This is a genomic window from Rhizobium sp. TBD182 (genome assembly GCF_001950375.1).
Lineage (GTDB): Bacteria > Pseudomonadota > Alphaproteobacteria > Rhizobiales > Rhizobiaceae > Agrobacterium > Agrobacterium tumefaciens.
In genome coordinates this window covers 695,110-714,032 of the sequence record NZ_BDLN01000002.1, presented here as the reverse complement: position 1 = coordinate 714,032, position 18,923 = coordinate 695,110, and the positions used below count along the sequence as shown (strand labels likewise).

The window sequence follows — 18,923 nt, the reverse complement described above, 5'->3', positions numbered from 1 at the left end:
ATAATTTTCGCCACCCCTCTCTCTCGTCGCTTTAAACGTTTAACAACATTGGGACGCTGGTTGTTAGCCAGCGAACGGTACTCCTATGCCCAGTTTTCGCGAGGACGCTCTACGCCGCATCCGGCAAGACGGTGATTTCGACGCCGTCGTCGTCGGTGGCGGTATCAATGGTATCGCCGCCTATCGCGATCTTGCTTTACAGGGACTGCGGGTGCTTCTGGTAGAGCGCAACGACTTCTCGTCCGGTTGCAGTGCTGCACCCTCGCGCATGATCCACGGTGGCCTGCGGTATCTCGAAAATGGTGAATTCGGCCTTGTGGCGGAATCGCTGCGGGAGCGTGATGCGCTTCTGACGCTGGCACCGCATATGGTTCATCCGCTGCCGACGACGATCCCGATATTTTCAACCTTCAGCGGCCTGTTCAACGCGGCTGCGACCTTTGTGGGTTCCGGCGGAAAACCCGCCAGCCGGGGGGCACTGGCCATCAAGGCGGGCCTCATGCTCTATGACTTCGTCACCCGCAAAAATCGCATCCTTCCCCGACACACCTTCCGCAACGCACGCAAGACGTTGCAACGCTGGCCGGGCCTGACGCCAGGCATCAGATATTCGGCCACCTATTACGATGCGTGGATCAGCCAGCCCGAACGGCTTGCGCTGGAGCTTGTGATCGACACCCGGGCCGATGCGCCGCAAAGCATTGCGCTGAACTATGCCGAGTTTGTCCGTGCTGGCGGTGATTATGGTCTTAAGGTGGAGGGCACGGACGAAACCTTGCCCGTCCGGCCACGCATCATCGTCAATGCGACGGGCGCCTGGATCGATGAGACGATTGGAGCGCTAACGACCACACAGGCTGCGGGGAGGGCGAAACCGACCGTTTCCGGCACCAAGGGATCGCATCTGATCCTCGCCAACGAGGCGCTCTTTAAGGCCTTGAACGGCCATATGATTTTTTTCGAGAATGCCGACAACCGTGTCTGTATCCTCTTTCCCTATCTTGGCCGGGTTCTCGCTGGTTCGACAGATATCAAGGTCGATCGTCCCGAACGGGTGCGATGCGAACCGGAAGAGCGTGATTATATTCTCGATGCGGTCCGTCAGGTCTTTCCGCATATTTCCATCGACCATTCCGACATCGTCTACAGTTTCAGCGGCATACGCCCGCTGCCGCGCAGCGACGCGGCCTTTACCGGAAGAATATCCCGCAGCCATTTCGTCCACCGCGTGGAGGGCGATCCGCCGCAGCTCTGCATGATCGGCGGCAAGTGGACGACGTTCAGAGCCTTTGGCGAACAGGTGACCGACGAGGCCCTGGCCTTTCTCGGACGCAAGCGGCTGACTGGCACAATGAACCGCCCGATCGGCGGCGGCAGGAACTTCCCCAGCGGTGCCGGGCGCCTGCCGGCCCTGCTGTCGGAGGAATTTTCGATCGACCGGGACCGGGCCGAGTATCTGGCATCGGCCTACGGTTCACGTGCCTTCGAGTTGATGGGTTTTTGTCGGGGCCGTCCGGATGACAGTCCGCTTTGCGAAAAACCGCCGATCACGGCGGCAGAGGTGGTCTGGCTGATCCGCTGCGAACATGTCCGCCATCTGACGGATCTCATCCTGCGCCGCACGACGCTTGCCATTACCGGCGTCATCGATGCCGATCTGATCGATGCGATCCTTGGTGTCGCAGCGCGCGAGCTGGGATGGGCGCCACAACAGGCGGCAGACGAACGGCAGCGGCTAATTGATGAACTGGAGACCTTTTACGGGGTCACGACGGCAATGCTTAAACACAGATGCAAGGAGAATGCATGATGATGCGGATTTCGAAAAAGGCGCGCATGAACCGGCTGTTCCGCAATGGTGGATGCTTGGACGTTGCCATTGATCACGGGGTTTGCAACGAGCCGAGCTTCCTCGTCGGGCTGGAGGATATGGCTCAAACTGTGGACAGGCTGGTCGAAGCAGCTCCCGATGCCATCCAGATGACCTACGGACAGGCGGATCTATTGCAGCAACGGCCTCAGCGCGACAAGCCGGCGCTCGTCATGCGCATCGACATGGGCAACCCCTATAATTCAACGCGCCACAGAACCATGTGGTCGCAGCTCCAGAATTATCACGATCCGATCATCGGCGCGCTGGAGATGGACGCCGCCTGCGTCGTCGTGAACCTGTTCATGTTGCCGGACGAGCCGGAACTGTTTCGCCAATGCGTCGAGAATATCAGCCGCGTGCGCGCCGATTGCCATCGTTACGGCATGCCGCTGATGATCGAACCGCTGGTGATGTTGCCCAATGACGTGCGCGGCGGTTACCAGGTGGATGGCGATGCTGAAAAGATCGTCACCCTGGTGCGTCTTGCCTCGGAAATGGGAGCCGATATCATCAAGGCCGATCCCACCAGCAATCCGCTGGATTTTCACAAGGTCATCGAGGCAGCGCGGTGCCCGGTTCTGGTGCGGGGCGGGGGGCGTGAGGACTTGCGCAACGTGCTGGCGAAATCAGCGGCACTGGTGGCCGAAGGCGCGACCGGGATGGTCTATGGACGGAATATCTACCAGCATGACAACCCCAAGGCCGTCGTTGCGGCCTTGATGGCTATCATCCATCAGGGTGCGGGCAGCGAAGAAGCATGGGACATCTATAATCGTGGCTGATAAAAATCATATATTGGGTCTGGATGTCGGTAACACGGTGATCAAGGCGGTGCTGTTCGACACGGTCGGCCGGCAGGTCGCGCAACACGCCATCGACGGCCATTCGACATTTCCGCAGCCCGGTTACGTCGAGCGCGATCTGGAGGAGTTGTGGCGCAACGGATGCGAGGCGATCCGCCAGCTTCTGGCAAAATCTTCCGTCGATCCCCGGAGCATCCTTGCCGTCGGTTGCGCCGGCCACGGCAACGGTCTCTACCTGCTGGACAAGGATCAGCAGCCCCTGATCGGTATCCAGTCGCTTGACAGCCGAGCCGCCGATGTGGCGGTAGAGCTTGACCGGAAAAGCGGCGCGCAACTACAGAACCGTTGTCTGCAACGGCCTTGGCCCGCGCAAACGCCCAGCCTGCTGGCCTGGGTGAAAAGGCATGCGCCCGATACATATGCCCAGATCGGAACGGTGCTGTTCTGCAAGGATTTCCTGAACTTCCGCCTGACCGGCTGTCTTGCCAATGATATTTCCGATCTCAGTGGTGCGGGGTTGCTTGCCTTCCCCGAAGCGAAGCTCGACCGGGAACTCCTGTCGCTCTACGGGCTTGAGGATGCCGTCGCCTTTTTTCCGCGCCTCGTAGAATCGGCGGATATCGTCGGCCATGTGACAGCTGAGGCTTCGGCTCTGACGGGGCTTTCCGAGGGCTCACCCGTTATCGGTGGTTTTTTCGATGTCGTCTCTAGCGCCATGGGGTCGGGCGTCATCAACGCCGGGGAGGCTTCTATCATCGCCGGCACCTGGAGCATTAATCAGGTTTTCGCGGATAAACCGGTCATCAGCCCCGATGTCTTTATGGTCACGACCTTTGGACGTGGCCGCTTTGTCAATATCGAGTCCAGCGCCACCTCTGCGGCCAATCTTGAATGGTACGTGCACCGTGTTCGCGGTGACCATGGTGACCATGCCTTCGAGCGCTGCAACGATCTGGTCGGTTCCGTTTCGCAACGCGCCGACGATCCGTTCTTCCACCCGTTCATCTTCGGCTCGCGACTGGGCGCGGAATTTCGGGGCGGGTTTTATGGTCTGGCGGGATGGCATGGCGAAGGCCACATGCTGAGAGCCCTGTTCGAGGGTGTGTGTTTCGAACACCGCCGCCATATCGGCGTTCTCAGGGAAGCGGGGCTGCCGGTCGACAGTGCCGTCATGTCCGGCGGCGGTTCCCGCAGCCAGCATTGGCCGCAGATCATGGCGGACGTTCTTGAAATCCCGCTGCGTGTCGCGGAGGCCCGCGAGACCGGCGCGCTTGGTGCGGCCATCGGCGCGGCCGTGGCGGTCGGTCTCTATCCCGGCTATGAAGCGGCGGTCGCAGCGATGACCCGCGTGGCCAGTGCCTACCGGCCGGATGCGGGGCAACTCCCGCATTATAGGCGGCGCTACGGCCTCTACACACAATTGACCGACCAGTTGCGCGGCTTCTGGAGTGATCTGCGTTTGCAGGACTAAAGGCTCCCGGTTTTCCTGATCAGCGGCACGCAATGATGCGTGCCGCATGAGCTTGCTCGTAGCTTGCAATATATGCTGGCGTTTCGGAAGGTTCGGATATCGCGTAATATTTTGTTTGTACTGTAATATTACGGTTTTATAATTTATTTCTGTTTTCTTAATTGCGCTAAAAATATGAATTAAAGTAATTTTTAAGCATAGTTTTCTAATATTATCCTCCGGTCTGGTTGCTGACATTTCGGGCTTGCGCGCAGCGACCTCAGCCGTCGCGGCCGGGATTTTTTGTGGGGATGAGACATGCTGTTTAAATCGACAACGGGCCGTAATATCTTCGCAGTCGCCGCGTGCGGCGTCGTTGCAACGATCGCGGCTTCGGCCGTGCTGTTTTATCGGTCCTTTGAGGATACGAGGGCCAACAGTATGGAGCGTATGCAGCAGATCGCGCAAGCCGAAGCCCTGACGACCGAGAAAAATATCGGCGGCATGATTCACATCGTCAATAGCCTCGGCTCGGTTCTGGAATCGATGAAGCAGTCGGGCGATGCCGATCGGAGCAAGGCCGATCAGCTTATCCGGCACATGCTGGCGAACAATCCCGATTTGCTTGGTCTCTGGACCGGATGGGAGCCCAATGCCTTCGATGGCAAGGATGCGGATTTCGTCAACAAGGAGGGATATGATGCGACTGGTCGTTATGTACCCTATTGGGTGCGGAGCGGAGGCAAAATAAGCAACACCGCATTGACGGATTATACCACCGCGGGTCCAGGCGATTATTATCAGTTGCCCTTCACATTGAAGAAAACAGTCGTCATCGAACCCTATTCTTACGCAATCGATGGCAAGGAGGTTCTGATTACCTCGGTCGCCAAACCTGTCATCGTCGACGGTAAAACTCTGGGCGTCGCTGGCCTCGATCTGTCGCTGGAGGAAACGAACAAGGCGTTGTCAGCCGTCCGGCCGATGGGAACGGGTTTCATGAGCCTTGTGAGCGGCGGCGGCAAGATCATCAGCCATCCCGATGCGACGATAATGGGTAAGAACCTCGCAGATGGCGGCGCACAAACTGCAGGCTGGGATAAACTGATCGCCAATCCCGGAAAAGAGCTGGAAATGACGGCACAGGACGGCACGGTTTCCCTTGCCGTTGCCTTGCCGGTCATGCTCACCGGCGACATGAAATGGTACGCAATCGTCTCGGTTCCGGAAGACACGGTCTTTGCGCAGCTGCATGCAATGATGCGTGACGCCGTCCTGACGATCGTAACGGCGGCGGTGCTGCTGGCGTTGGCCGGCTGGTTTATTGCACGGCGGTTCATCAACCGCATCACGAATGTCATCGATGAGACCGCCCAGATCGCTCGGGGAAATCTCCAGCTGACATTGAAGGATATCGAGACCAGGGACGAGATCGGCGATCTTGCCCGCTCGCTTGACGTTTTGCGCGAAAACAATCGTGAAAAAGCCTTGCTGGAGCAGGAAGCGGAAGCCAACCGAACTCTTGGCGAACAGGAGCGGGTGGCCCGCGAACACAAGGCTGCTGATGAGGCGAGCGGCATCCGTTTCACAGTTGACAGTCTGGCTCAGGCGTTGGCCAGGCTCGCAGATGGCGACGTGTCCTGTCGTATCAACGATCCCTTTGTCGAGCGGTTCGATGCCGTGCGCAACGATTTTAACGGTTCTGCCGGGAAGTTGCAGAACGCGCTTCTGCGGGTATCGGATAATGCCGCCGGTATTGATGCCGGCGCTAATGAAATCAAGGCAGCCTCCGATGATCTGGCAAGGCGGACGGAACAGCAGGCTGCTGCCGTGGAAGAAACCGCCGCAGCTCTTGAAGAGATCACGATAACCGTGAAAGACGCCGCGAACCGTGCGCATGAGGCGGGCCGTCTGGTTTCCCGCACGCGCATCGGTGCGGAACGATCGGGCGAAGTCGTGCGTCAGGCCGTAATCGCGATGGAGCGGATCGAAAAATCCTCGAACGAGATTTCCAGTATCATCGGTGTGATCGACGAGATTGCCTTCCAGACGAACTTGTTGGCGCTCAATGCCGGCGTGGAAGCAGCGCGAGCCGGCGAGGCGGGCAAGGGTTTTGCCGTGGTGGCGCAGGAGGTGCGCGAACTTGCGCAGCGGTCTGCCGTCGCGGCGAAGGAAATCAAGTCGCTCATCACAAAATCGAACCAGCAGGTCGAAGAGGGCGTGCATCTTGTCGGCGACACCGGCAAGGCACTCGACGCGATTGTCGCCGAAGTGCAGGAGATCAACCAGCACGTCGCCGCGATCGTCGAATCCGCGCAAGAGCAGTCGTCCGGCCTTAAGCAGATCAATACCGCCGTGAACCAGATGGATCAGGACACGCAGAAAAATGCCGCGATGGTGGAAGAAATGACCGCCGCAAGCCACAATCTTGCAGGCGAGGTCGATGCGCTGAACCGGTTGCTCGGCCAGTTCGAGCTGGGTTCAGGCGCAGTTGCTCATCGGGGGGCTCTCAAGGCGGCTTGATCGGCCGCCACGGGGTTTAGTTCGCTTCACGTTCAGCGCCGCCAACCACAGGAAGCGGCCTGACGAAGCGCTGTTCCAGAACCTCGCTTCCCCACTGGCTGCCGGGACGTTCCTCTACACACGTAAAACCCTGGGCCTCGTAAAGATGCCGTGCCGCCAAAAGTCCGTTGAAAGTCCACAGATGGGTTTCGGCGAACGCTTTTTCGTCCGTGAACGCAAGGGCGGTTGCCAACAGCCTTCGCCCGACGCCGCCACCACGCACGCCATCATCGACGATGAACCAGCGCAGATGCGCGGTTCCCGGTCCCAGATCTTCACCGTCGATTGCAACGGAGCCGATGACATCGTCTCCACGCATTGCGACCCAGATCGCATTTTGCGGGCTTTCGAGCCGGTTGCAAAAGGAGGCGAGACCTTCGGCAACAACGGATTCGAAGCGCTGGCCGAAGCCTGATGTCCGGGCATAATAGAGCGCATGCATTTGCGTGATACGGGCAATAAGGCCGGGCCTGTAGCCCCTGACGATTTCGATCGGGGGAGCCGCGGCGTCGGCCCGGTCTCCCAGCGCGTCGGCATAAAGGCGAAGCCCGTCAAGGATTTTTTGGCCATCCGCAGGCGCGAGCCGCGACAGTGCGTTTGATACCTGTCGGTTTGCAAAGGTGTGGATGGCTTCGACCCGCTTCTGTCCTCGCCCGGCGAGGCGCAACCGCTTGATACGACTATCCTCTTCGTCCGTTTCTTCTAGAACATCGCCCGAAAGAACCAGTTTGCGAAGCATGCGGCTGATGCTCGACTTTTCAAGCCGAAGCATCTTTCCCAGATCGCGTGCGGAAATGCGTGGGCATGCCTCGATCTCGATCAGGGCGTGCACGGCGGAGGGCGGCAGATCGGTGCCGGCAAAGTCTCCACCCATGAAGCCGAGTTCGCGCACGAGCCGACGCGAGGTGGAGCGGATATCGTTTATGGGAAAGGGTCTTTCGGACATGCCAAAATCCATTATGGTTGCATCATGCAACCATAATCATATTCGATCGGTCTTGCCAAGGTCACCACTGCGCAGCGCCGATAACATGAAAACCTCTCGAAACCGCTGTGGTGGTATCAAAGGGATCATTCGGTACGGGTGATTATCCGACTATATTGTCGATAAGCTCGACAGGCCTCGATTTCCTCGCGCTGACACCGCTCTAGTCACGAAACCGCAGGTTCCGGCGTGTCAGTTGGTCGACGGTGGTGCAGCCCATCAGCTTCATGCCGCGCTCGATTTCGATGCGCATTAGCTCAAGCGCCCGCTCGACACCCGGCTGTCCGGCGGCGGCAAGCGGGAAAAGGTAATAGCGGCCAAGCCCCACGGCCTTCGCCCCCAGAGACAGGGCTTTGAGGACGTGCGTTCCGCGCTGAACGCCGCCATCCATCATGACATCGATACGGTCACCGACTGCGTCGACAATCTCGGCCAGTTGGTCGAAGGCGCTACGCGAGCCATCGAGCTGGCGACCGCCGTGATTGGAAAGCACGATGCCGCTGCAACCGATATCGACGGCGCGTCTGGCGTCCTCCACGGACATGACACCCTTCAGACAAAAAGGGCCGCCCCATTCACGCACCATCTGTGCGACGTCGTCCCACGTCATGGATGGGTCGAGCATTTCCGTGAAATAGCGACTGATGGAGAGCGCGCCGCCGTCCATTTTGATGTGGCCGTCGAGCTGGGGCAGGCTGAAGCGCTCATGCGTCAGATAATTGATCCCCCAGGCCGGCTTGATGGCGAATTGCGCAATGCCAGAAAGATTGAGCTTGAACGGAATGGCAAAACCGGTGCGCTTGTCGCGCTCACGGTTCCCACCCGTGATGCTGTCCACCGTCAGCATCATCGTCTGCACACCCGCAGTCTTGGCGCGCGCCATCATATCGCGGTTGAGACCACGGTCCTTGTGGAAATAAAACTGATAGACCTGTGGGCCGCCGCTGATCCGGCGCGCTTCCTCGAGGCTGGTGGTGCCGAGTGAAGAAACGCCGAACATCGTGCCGAATTTTCCGGCTGCGGCCGCAACCGCCCGCTCCCCCTGATGGTGGAAGAGACGCTGAAGCGCCGTCGGGGAACAATAGACCGGCATCGCCAGCTTCTGCCCCATGACGGTGACAGACATGTCCACATCGGCAACGCCCCGCAACACGTCGGGAACGAGATCGCAATTCTCGAAGGCGGCCGTGTTTCTCCGGTACGTCACCTCATCGTCGGCAGCACCGTCGATGTAGTTGAAGATCGGTCCGGGAAGACGCTGTTTTGCCATTCGGCGAAAATCGTGGAAATTGTAGCAGTCTTTAAGTTGCATTTGTTAGTCCGCCGATCCGCTATGCAAACGTTAAAAGATGAAACCTGTCCCGGGAATTCTGCGTCTCATACGTCCGTCAAGCTGCCTCAGCTGCGCAGGCCCGGCGCTTCCTGTCCGGTGCTTTCGACATATTCCGTATATCCGCCGCCAAATTGGTGGATACCGTCAGGCGTCAGTTCCAGCACCCGGTTGGAAAGGGCGGCCAGGAAATGGCGGTCATGCGAAACGAAAAGCATCGTGCCTTCATATTCCGACAGGGCCTTGATCAGCATTTCCTTGGTGTCGAGGTCGAGATGGTTCGTCGGCTCGTCCAGCACGAGGAAATTCGGCGGGTCGAACAGCATGGCAGCCATGACCAGACGGGCCTTCTCACCGCCGGACAAAACGCGGCAGCGCTTCTCCACATCGTCACCGGAAAAACCGAAGCAGCCGGCAAGGGCGCGCAGCGGTGCCTGCCCGGCTTTCGGGAAACGTTCCTCCAGCCATTCCAGAATGGTGCTGTCGCCGTCCAGAACATCCATGGCGTGCTGGGCGAAATAACCGAGCTTGACGCTAGCGCCGAGAGTGACATTGCCGGAATCCGGCGTTGTCGCGCCAGTCACGAGTTTCAGCAAGGTGGATTTTCCGGCACCATTGACACCCATGATGCACCAGCGTTCCTTGCGCCGCACCATGAAGTCAAGTTCGCCATAGATCGTGCGGCTGCCATAGGCCTTCTTCACTTTCTTCAGCGCGACGACATCCTCGCCGGATCTCGGCGCCGGCGCAAATTCGAAAGCGACCGTCTGGCGCCGCTTGGGCGGCTCTACGCGGTCGATCTTTTCGAGTTTCTTGACGCGGCTCTGCACCTGTGAGGCATGCGAGGCACGCGCCTTGAAGCGCTCGATGAACTTGATTTCCTTGGCGAGCATCGCCTGCTGGCGTTCGAACTGCGCCTGCTGCTGCTTTTCGTTCTGCGCACGCTGCTGTTCATAAAAGCCGTAGTCGCCGGAATAGGTGGTGAGGTTACCCGCGTCAATTTCGATGATCTTGGTAACGATGCGGTTCATGAATTCGCGGTCGTGCGAGGTCATCAAAAGCGCGCCGTCGTAGTTCTTCAGAAAATCTTCGAGCCAGATCAGGCTTTCGAGATCGAGATGGTTCGATGGTTCGTCGAGCAGCATCACGTCCGGGCGCATCAGAAGGATGCGGGCGAGCGCCACGCGCATCTTCCAGCCGCCGGAAAGTTTGGCGACATCGCCATCCATCATTTCCTGATTGAAGCTCAACCCGTCCAGAACCTCGCGCGCGCGGCCCTCCAGCGCGTAGCCGTCCAGTTCTTCATACCGCGCCTGCACTTCGCCGTAACGCTCGATGATGGCGTCCATTTCGTCCATCCGGTCGGGATCGGACATGGCGGCTTCCAGCTGCCGGAGTTCGGCTGCGACTTCGCTGACCGGGCCGGCACCTTCCATGACTTCGGCCACGGCGGAACGGCCAGACATTTCGCCGACGTCCTGGTTGAAATAACCGACCGTCATGCCCTTTTCGACGACGACCTGTCCCTCGTCGGGCTGTTCCTCCCCGGTCATCATTCGGAACAGCGTGGTCTTGCCAGAACCGTTGGGGCCGACAAGGCCGATCTTCTCGCCGCGATTGAGCGCAGCGGAGGCCTCGATGTAGAGAATGCGGTGACTGTTCGACTTGCTGATATTTTCGATGCGGATCATGACAGGGGCCTGTGAATGGGAGCGGCTCTCCTATGCCATGTGTCGCCGGCGCTGTCACCTGCCGCGCACGCCGTGCCAGCCATGCAACCCGGCAAGGTCGCCCAGGGAACATCGCTCCCCGGAAGCGGGGTCGTTTCCGGGGGATGCTGGCTTGATTTTCCCTTAATTGGTCAGCGTTGCCAAACTGCCGGCAGCCTTGCGGGCAATTTCGCCGAAGGCGGTAACGATCTGCTCCATGTTTTCAGGTGCGTAATAATTGTCGAGACTGGACGCACAATGTTGCAGCAGCGACTTGCCCTTGTCCGGCGCCATGAACGCGACGCTGAAAATCTTGATACCGTCTTTCTTGGCCGTATCGCAGGTATTGCGCACGGTCTGGTCGATGCTGGAACTCCAGGAGGAGCTGTTCCCCGTCATTTCGCCATCCGTCATGAGAACGATGTATCGCTCGAAGGATTCGCTTTTCTTGTCCTTGTGTTCTTTCGCTTCAACGGTATTCGCTTTTTTAAGGGCGTTGTATGCGGCATTCAGACTGCTGCGGGCATCCGTACCGCCAGACGGAAACTCCGGGATCTGTTTGTCGACATAGGTGGCAACGCTGCTAGTACCCCAGGTGATAGGCTGGGCCGCGTAGGTCTCATGCGTATAGACCGAGGCTCCTGTTCGAACCAGTTCGGAACCGCCGTTGGCGGTATAAGTGGGATCGGCCTTGTTCAACGTCGCGACGAGATAGCCGACCGCGGTTTTTAGCGAAGTAGCCTTGTTGACGTAGCAGGGCGATGTATTTTTGAGATTGGGATAACTCCCCCAGTTATCGACCGTGTAGTTCTGGCACGACGTTTTCTTGGTGTTGAGCGTATCGGTCTTGAAGGACATCGAACCCGAGCGGTCGAGCACCAGATACATGGAGATCGGCGCGCCCTTGTTGACAGTGCTTACCGCGGTGCCTGTCGCGGCAAGGTCGAGTGTTTTCGCCCCGAAGAACCCAAAGAGCGGATTAAGCTGCATCTGGTAGTTTATCGTGGTCTGGATGGTGTAGGTCTTGCCGCGCGCATCGTCCGTTGTGCCGATATTGACTGGAGAGTTTTTCTCGAGCGCCTTCTTCTCCTCCTCGGTCAGGGTCTTTTCCATCTGGCTGGCGATGAAGGCCTTGGCGATTTCCTTGATTTGTTCGTCCGTCAGAGCGCCTTCTTTCAAGCGGGCCTCGGTCGCCGCCGCGAGAGCCGCCGAATCCGCCGTGTTCTGCAGGTCCGCTTTCACCTGCATCACATTCGCCAGCTCCATGCCGGCCCCCGCAAAACCAAGTAGCACCGGCAGCAATATTGCCGTCATCATGCCAAAATTGCCGCCCGTATCGGCAAGGAAACGGCGCGTCATTTTTTGATATGCGGAGGAGATCATAACGGGCTCACTAATTAGAACATTAGACTGAGCGCAGGAAACCCGCAAACGATGTAGAATCCACTAATGTAGACGGTTAAATTTTATACGTCGTTCAAATTGGTGCAGTTTTTCAAGTATTAATTCGAGTATGCTCATAATAACACGTAATGTATCATTACTGGACGGGAATGACGTCGACGGCCTGTTTGATCTGCTGGTTGCCGTAGCTCTTCAATACGCCGATCACCGGCGCGACATCGGAATAGTCCCGGCCATAGCCAACGACGATATGGTCGCTGCCGGCAACGATATCGTTGGTGGGGTCGAGCTCCAGATAACCGGCGGCCTCACCGCACCATACGCGAACCCAGGCATGCATCGCATCGGCACCTTCCAGACGTTCCTTGCCCGGCGGGGGGATGGTGCGCAGGAAGCCGCTGACGTAACCGGCGGGAATGCCGAGGCTGCGCAGCGCCATGATCATGATATGCGAAAAGTCTTGGCATACGCCGCGTTTCAGCTTGAAGGCTTCCGACGGTGTCGTATCGACAGTCGTCGCTTCACCGTCATAGGTGAAGTCCTTGTGTATGCGTTTGCACATCGAGAGTGCGATTTCGCGAATGGTCATTCCGGGCTTCAGCAATTCCCGCGCATAGGCCGATATCGCCGTATCCGTCCCTAGTCTCGGGCTGGCGCCGATGAAGTGATGCGGTGACTGGAAGTCGACCGACCAGACGTCGGCAAGATCTTGCGGCAGGCGTGAAAGCTCGGGTGAAAAATCTGCCGTCAGCGCAGGTGCCTCCACCATCACACGCGCCTGCATGCGGATATCCAGCTTTTCGTGCGGCGCGCGCAGATGCACTGAGGTGGCCGATTGATGAAAGAAATCTTCAAAGACCGCCCGTTCTTCCGGCACCGGCGAAACATCTATGGTGCCGGCGATGAAGCGCTGACGGCCCGGGATCGACAGGGGCAGCACGCGGATGATGTGACGCGCGCCATGGGCCGGCGTGTCGTAGGTGTAACCCATATGCAGGGAAAGGTCATAAAGCATCGGGTTATCCGAGATATGTCTGGGCCAGAACATCGGAGAGATGTTCCATGTCCGTTTCGAGCTGGCGGTAGATCGCGCCATTCATGTTTTCCGGCGTCATGACGGCAAGGCCGGAATGCAGCCGCATCGCCTCGCGGTAAAAGGGCGACATCTGGCCGTTCGTAAAGGCGTTCGGCAGCTGCTCCACCTCGGTACGAATCTCGTTCAGCTGAAACAGGATGGACCGTGGATTGAGCGGATCGAGCGCCAGAAGATCGGTGACTGTCAGACCCGCCGTGCTGACATTGTAGCGGCGGCGATGGGTCATGACGCTATCACCGATTTCGAGCAGCATGTCATAGGATCCATCTGGCGCATCCGGTCCGGTCATGTGGCCGAGAAGCCTTGTCATATGCAGGCCACGCTCGAGATAGCGGCCGATCGACAGGAAACGCCAGCCGGTGAAACGATACATGTTTTCGTGCACGAGACCGGCGAAGCCCGCAAGCTTGCGCAGGAGGATCGTCATGGCATGGGTCGCGTCATCGCCCGGCGAAACCTTTGCGTGGAACCGACGGGCAGTCTTGGCAAGGTCATTCAGCGCAAGCCATCCGTCCGGCGAAAAACGGTCTCGGATGTTGCTGGCGGAATAAAGCGCGCTGTTGATGTTGTTCAGCAGGCTTTCCGGCACGGCATCGTTCATTTCCACATCCAGCGCTTCGAGATAACGCGTCACATGCGCAAGCAAGGGCTGACGTGGGTCGGCGGATTCGGCATAACGTCCGTGCCAGGCGCGCAAGATGCGCAATGCGCCTTCCGAACGTTCGATATAGCGGCCGAGCCAGAAGAGATTGTCCGCCGCACGGCTTGGCAGGCTGCCCGGCATATTGCGGGTGAAGCTTTCTTCCGCCGGTAAAAGCGTGGTGCGTTCCACCGGCTTGTCGCTGACGATCCAGACATCCGCAGCACTGCCGCCTGATTGCATGGCGATGGCGGATACATCGTTGCTGCTGCCGATCCGCGCAAAGCCGCCCGGCATGATCTGCCAGCCATCCTGGGTGCGGGCGGCAAAAACGCGAAGGCTCATCGGGCGCGGCACGAGCTTGTTGTCGATATAGGCCGGCGTGGTGGAAAGCGTCACCACCTCTTGGCCGACAAGCCTGTGGCCATCGGAAGCGAGCCAGTCGCTGATCGATTCCTTCGCCGTTTCACGCAAGGACGAGCCGAGCACGGACTGACCGTTGTCTTCGAAGAAGGGCAGCCGGGAATAGGCCGGGCCGATGACCATGCCCTCGATATTGCCGGCAACGTGGCGACGCTCGGATTCCTGTCCGCACCACCAGGTCGCGATGGACGGCAGTTTCAGGTCTTCGCCAAGCAGGTGGCGACAGACGCGCGGCATGAAGGACAGCAGGGCCCGTGTTTCGAGAATGCCGGTGCCGAGCGCGTTGACGATTGTCAGTGCTTCATTGCGCAGCGCCTGGACCATGCCGGGCGTGCCGATGTGGGATTGCTGGTTCAGTTCCAGCGGATCGGAATAGGAGGCATCGAGGCGCCGCCAAAGCACGCCGATCGGTTTCAGTCCGGCCACGGTCCGTACCATCACGCGGCCGTTGACCACGGTCAGATCCTCACCCTCTAGCAGCATGAAGCCGAGATAGCGGGCGATATAGGCGTGTTCGAAATAGGTTTCGTTGGCGGGGCCGGGCGTCAGCACCGCGATGCGGTCATCCGGATGTTTTCTGTGCGACTGCAAGGTGTCGCGGAAAGCGCCGAAAAATGAAGCGAGACGGTGAACATGGGTTTCGGCATAGATGTCGGAAAGCGCGCGCGTGGTCGCCACCCGGTTTTCCAGCGCAAACCCTGCGCCGGAAGGCGCCTGTGTCCTGTCGGCAAGTACCCACCAGTTGCCATCAGGTCCACGTCCAATCTCGAACGAGCAGAAATGCAGATAATGGCCGCTTGCAGGTTTTACGCCGACCATCGGCCGCAGATATTCCGGATTGGAGGCGATCAGTGCCGGCGGTACGTAACCTTCCTTCACCAGCCGGTTTTCGCCGTAAAAATCGGCGACCATGGCTTCCAGAAGATTGGCGCGCTGTTTAAGCCCTTCGGAAAGAACCGTCCATTCCTTGTCGTCGATCAGCACCGGAATATGGGAGATCGGCCAGTTTCTTTCGCTGCTGCCCTTGCTATAATCGCGGTAAAACACGCCCGCATCGCGCAGATAGCGGTCGGTGCGGGCAAAGCGCTCATGCAGTTCGCGTTCCGACATGCGCGACAGGGCACCGAGCAGGGTTTTCCAGACCGGTCTGACCTTGCCGTTGGTATCGAGCATCTCATCGGCCACGCCGGGCAAGGTGGAGTAGTCAAGCCCGCGCGATTGCGCGCTCGTTTCCGTCTTGCGTTCCGTGGCCGGGGCTTTGGACAATTTATACTCCGTATGGCCGGCGCAGATCGAGCGTCAGCGGAAATTCTGGCGACACGGTTTCCGCCATCAACGGATATTGCCCGGCCGTATGTCCCCATGGTTCGAAACGGGCAAGGCGGCGTGCCTCGGCCTCGTTGCCGTTGACGGGAAAGGTCTCGTAATTGCGACCGCCCGGATGAGCAACATGGTAGATGCATCCGCCGATCGATCGTCCCGACCATGTATCATAAATGTCAAAGGTCAAGGGCGAATTGACCGGCAGAACGGGATGCAGGCCGGAAGAGGGCTGCCACGCCTTGAAACGAACACCGGCGACCGCAACGCTTCGGTTTTCCGTCGGAGTTAGCGGAACGGCGCGACCGTTGCACGCCACGGTATAGCGCGCAGGGTTGGAGGTTTCGAGGCGGACCTGCATACGCTCGACGGAGCTGTCGACAAAACGCACGGTTCCGCCGATGGCACCCTGTTCGCCCATAACATGCCAGGGCTCCAGAGCCTGGCGCAATTCCAGCTTCGCGCCTTCGTATTCCACCTCACCGAAGAAGGGGAAACGGAATTCCTGCTGGGCTGTGAACCATTCCGGCTTCAGGTCGAAGCCATTTTCCCTCAGGTCTCCGAGCACGTCCATAAAGTCCGCCCAGATGTAGTGCGGCAGCATGAATCGGTCTGCAAGTGCCGTGCCCCAGCGCACGAATTTGCCGGCGGCGGTGTTTTTCCAGAAACGGGCGATGAGGGCGCGCACCAGCAATTGCTGGGCGAGCGACATGCGGGCATTCGGCGGCATTTCGAAGCCGCGGAACTCCACAAGGCCAAGGCGGCCGGTCGGCCCATCCGGAGAAAACAGCTTGTCGATGCAGATTTCGGCGCGGTGGGTGTTGCCCGTCACATCCGTCAGGAGGTTGCGGAACAGGCGGTCGACCAGCCATGGCAGCGGCGGCGCACCCTGGCCAGGGGCAGGCACCTGCGCCAGCGCGATCTCCAGTTCGTAAAGACTGTCGTGGCGGGCTTCGTCGATGCGGGGCGCCTGACTCGTCGGTCCGATGAACAGGCCGGAGAACAGGTAGGAAAGCGATGGGTGCCGCTGCCAGTGCAAGACAAGGCTTTTCAGAAGGTCGGGACGGCGCAGGAAAGGGCTGTCATTCGGGTTGGCCCCGCCCACGACCACATGGTTGCCACCACCGGTGCCGGTGTGACGGCCATCGATCATGAATTTGTCAGCGCCCAGACGCGTCTGTCGCGCCTCTTCATAGACCGCCGTGGTGATGTCGACACAGTCCTTCCAGCTTGCAGCCGGGTGGATGTTGACCTCGATGACGCCGGGATCGGGCGCGACACGGATGACATTGATACGCTCGTCATGCGGTGGAGCATAACCTTCGATATGGACGGGCAGCCCGAGCTCGGCCGCTGCCGCTTCTGCCGCTGCGACCAGTTCCAGATAATCCTCGATGCGTTCGACAGGCGGCATGAAGACGCAGAGCCGTCCATCGCGCGGTTCCACCGACATGGCTGTGCGCACCGCGCCGCCGATTTCACCAAGCGTCTGCTCGATGCGTTCCTGGCCGGATGCCTCATCCGCATGGAAAGACGCTTCCGGCATGGTGCGTCCGGAGGGCTGGAATTTCTCGGGAAGCGGCCCTCGCGGGATCGAAGGGTCAGCTTCATGGATATAAGGATAGGCGGATGGCGGCACATGGGGCAGGGTGCCAAGCGGCAGGCGGTAACCTACCGGGCTATCACCCGGAACGAGGAAAATCTTGCCGCGCCGTGTTTTCCATTTCTCGCTGACCCAGCGTTTGTCTGTAGTGGGCTTGGCGTTCCACGCCTGCACCGGAAGAATATAACCCGTCGGTGTCGTCAGCCCGCGTTCGAACACGCGGGCAAGGCGATTGCGTTCTTCCGGGTCTTTCAGTTTCGAGTTGGACGGATCGACATTTTCGGGAAGACTACCTTCCTTGATAATCCATTCGGCAGGATCCTCATAGGCCGGAAGCACCAGATCCGGCTCCACACCGAGATGAGTGGCGATACCGCTCAGTAGCTTTTGCGCGTCGTCGGCCGCAACACCGGTATTTGCGCCTTCTTCGGCTATCAGCGCAGGGTTCTGCCAGATCGGCAGACCGTCCTTTCGCCAGTAGAGCGAAAATGTCCAACGCGGCAGGCTTTCGCCCGGATACCATTTTCCCTGCCCGTAGTGCAGGAAGCCGCCGGGCGCGAAACGTTCGCGCAGGCGGCGGATCAACACGTCCGCTTTTTCGCGTTTCGTCGGTCCAACCGCGCCGGTATTCCATTCCTCGGATTCGAAATCGTCGATGGAAACGAAGGTCGGCTCGCCGCCCATGGTCAGCCTGACGTCATGGGCGTTCAGAACCTGATCGACCTTTTCGCCGAGTGCATTGAGGCTCTCCCAGCTCTCATCGGAGAAGGGTTTGGTGATGCGCGGGGTCTCGGCAACGCGCCGAACCTGCATGTCGAAAGCGAATTCCGTATTGGCCTCGCCGAAATAACCGCCGGAAATCGGTGCGGCATTGCGGAAATGCGGCGTTGCCGCCAGCGGAATATGGCTCTCGCCGGTCAAAAGCCCCGAAGTGGGGTCGAGACCGACCCAGCCGGCGCCCGGCATATAGACCTCGGCCCAAGCATGCAGATCGGTGAAATCGACCTCTGTCCCTGACGGGCCATCCAATGCCTTGAGATCCGGTGTCAGCTGGATGAGGTATCCGGACACGAAACGTGCGGCAAGGCCGAGATGTCTCAAGATCTGGACGAACAGCCAGCTGGTGTCGCGGCATGAACCCTTGCCGGAAGCCAGCGTTTCTTCCGGCGTCTGAACACCCGGTTCCATGCGGATGACGTAACCGATTTCCTGCTGCAGACGGGCATTGAGGCCAACGACCATATCCACCGTCGGCTGCCCGGGTGTGTGGTCCACGGTGGCCATGAAGGCGGAAAGCAGGGGGCCGGTCGGTTCCGGTTTCATGTAGATGGACAGATCTTCCCGCAGCTCCTGCGGATAATCGAACGGCCACTTGGTCGCCTCTTCCTCAACGAAGAAATCGAACGGATTGTAAACCGTCATATCGGCGACAAGATCGACCTCGATCTTAAATTCCGTCGCCGGCTCGGGAAAAACGAAACGGGCGAGATAATTGCCGTATGGGTCCTGTTGAAGGTTCACGAAATGATTGGACGGTGAAACCTTGAGAGAATGGCTGATAACATGGGTTCTGGAGTGCGAGGCGGGCTTCAATCTTATGATTTGCGGTCCAAGGCGAACCGGATTGTCGTATTTATAATGCGTCAGATGATAGATGCTCGCTTTGATCGCCATTAATCTGCCTTGCCCGGTTTTCCGGTTTATGCGGTTTGTCCGCCCCTCTGA

The 18,923-nt window shown here is 59.0% G+C and carries 11 protein-coding genes; 4 read left to right on the top strand and 7 right to left on the bottom strand.

Translation table 11 applies throughout. From position 1 onward, the window contains the following. The first annotated feature begins 85 nt into the window (after nt 1–85). From T18_RS12035 to T18_RS12020, 4 genes are all read left to right on the top strand, one after another. Nucleotides 86–1,810, top strand: a complete 1,725-nt coding sequence (locus T18_RS12035; RefSeq protein WP_038494398.1) for a glycerol-3-phosphate dehydrogenase/oxidase — start codon at nt 86–88, stop codon at nt 1,808–1,810. Between the two features lie 2 nt (nt 1,811–1,812). After that, nucleotides 1,813–2,655 (top strand): class I fructose-bisphosphate aldolase, encoded by an 843-nt coding sequence (locus T18_RS12030; RefSeq protein ID WP_038495838.1) that lies wholly within the window; start codon nt 1,813–1,815, stop codon nt 2,653–2,655. Beyond that, the gene (locus tag T18_RS12025) at nt 2,648–4,147 is read left to right on the top strand and encodes an FGGY-family carbohydrate kinase (RefSeq protein ID WP_038494395.1); all 1,500 of its coding nucleotides are present in this window, start codon (nt 2,648–2,650) and stop codon (nt 4,145–4,147) included. The genes T18_RS12030 and T18_RS12025 overlap by 8 nt, the downstream gene beginning before the upstream one ends. A gap of 297 nt (nt 4,148–4,444) precedes the next feature. Then, nucleotides 4,445–6,649, top strand: coding sequence for a methyl-accepting chemotaxis protein (locus tag T18_RS12020; protein ID WP_038494392.1), 2,205 nt, complete (start codon nt 4,445–4,447; stop codon nt 6,647–6,649). A gap of 16 nt (nt 6,650–6,665) precedes the next feature. Here T18_RS12020 and T18_RS12015 read toward each other — a convergent pair whose 3' ends face one another. From T18_RS12015 to T18_RS11985, 7 genes are all read right to left on the bottom strand, one after another. Continuing rightward, nucleotides 6,666–7,634 (bottom strand): MarR family winged helix-turn-helix transcriptional regulator, encoded by a 969-nt coding sequence (locus T18_RS12015; protein WP_075807667.1) that lies wholly within the window; start codon nt 7,632–7,634, stop codon nt 6,666–6,668. A gap of 202 nt (nt 7,635–7,836) precedes the next feature. Continuing rightward, nucleotides 7,837–8,985 (bottom strand): alpha-hydroxy acid oxidase, encoded by a 1,149-nt coding sequence (locus T18_RS12010; protein ID WP_035199743.1) that lies wholly within the window; start codon nt 8,983–8,985, stop codon nt 7,837–7,839. Nucleotides 8,986–9,071: 86 nt separating this feature from the next. Then, nucleotides 9,072–10,694: an ABC-F family ATP-binding cassette domain-containing protein gene (locus T18_RS12005; protein WP_038494386.1), complete on the bottom strand. Its 1,623-nt coding sequence runs from the start codon at nt 10,692–10,694 to the stop codon at nt 9,072–9,074. Nucleotides 10,695–10,856: 162 nt separating this feature from the next. Then, nucleotides 10,857–12,095, bottom strand: a complete 1,239-nt coding sequence (locus T18_RS12000; RefSeq protein WP_038494383.1) for a vWA domain-containing protein — start codon at nt 12,093–12,095, stop codon at nt 10,857–10,859. 157 nt (nt 12,096–12,252) lie between these two features. Next, nucleotides 12,253–13,131 (bottom strand): transglutaminase family protein, encoded by an 879-nt coding sequence (locus T18_RS11995; RefSeq protein WP_003511536.1) that lies wholly within the window; start codon nt 13,129–13,131, stop codon nt 12,253–12,255. 4 nt (nt 13,132–13,135) lie between these two features. Next, entirely contained in the window at nt 13,136–15,541 is a 2,406-nt protein-coding gene (locus T18_RS11990; RefSeq protein ID WP_003511535.1) for a circularly permuted type 2 ATP-grasp protein, read from the bottom strand. A 1-nt stretch (nt 15,542) separates the two neighbouring features. Next, the gene (locus tag T18_RS11985; RefSeq protein WP_038494380.1) at nt 15,543–18,872 is read right to left on the bottom strand and encodes a DUF2126 domain-containing protein; all 3,330 of its coding nucleotides are present in this window, start codon (nt 18,870–18,872) and stop codon (nt 15,543–15,545) included. Nucleotides 18,873–18,923 lie beyond the last annotated feature (51 nt).

Coding starts and splice junctions, on each gene's coding strand:
- T18_RS12035 (WP_038494398.1), top strand. CDS start 86: ATGCCCAGTTTTCGCGAGGACGCTCTACGCCGCATCCGGCAAGACGGT.
- T18_RS12030 (WP_038495838.1), top strand. CDS start 1,813: ATGCGGATTTCGAAAAAGGCGCGCATGAACCGGCTGTTCCGCAATGGT.
- T18_RS12020 (WP_038494392.1), top strand. CDS start 4,445: ATGCTGTTTAAATCGACAACGGGCCGTAATATCTTCGCAGTCGCCGCG.
- T18_RS12015 (WP_075807667.1), bottom strand. CDS start 7,634: ATGTCCGAAAGACCCTTTCCCATAAACGATATCCGCTCCACCTCGCGT.
- T18_RS12010 (WP_035199743.1), bottom strand. CDS start 8,985: ATGCAACTTAAAGACTGCTACAATTTCCACGATTTTCGCCGAATGGCA.
- T18_RS12005 (WP_038494386.1), bottom strand. CDS start 10,694: ATGATCCGCATCGAAAATATCAGCAAGTCGAACAGTCACCGCATTCTC.
- T18_RS12000 (WP_038494383.1), bottom strand. CDS start 12,095: ATGATCTCCTCCGCATATCAAAAAATGACGCGCCGTTTCCTTGCCGAT.
- T18_RS11995 (WP_003511536.1), bottom strand. CDS start 13,131: ATGCTTTATGACCTTTCCCTGCATATGGGTTACACCTACGACACGCCG.
- T18_RS11985 (WP_038494380.1), bottom strand. CDS start 18,872: ATGGCGATCAAAGCGAGCATCTATCATCTGACGCATTATAAATACGAC.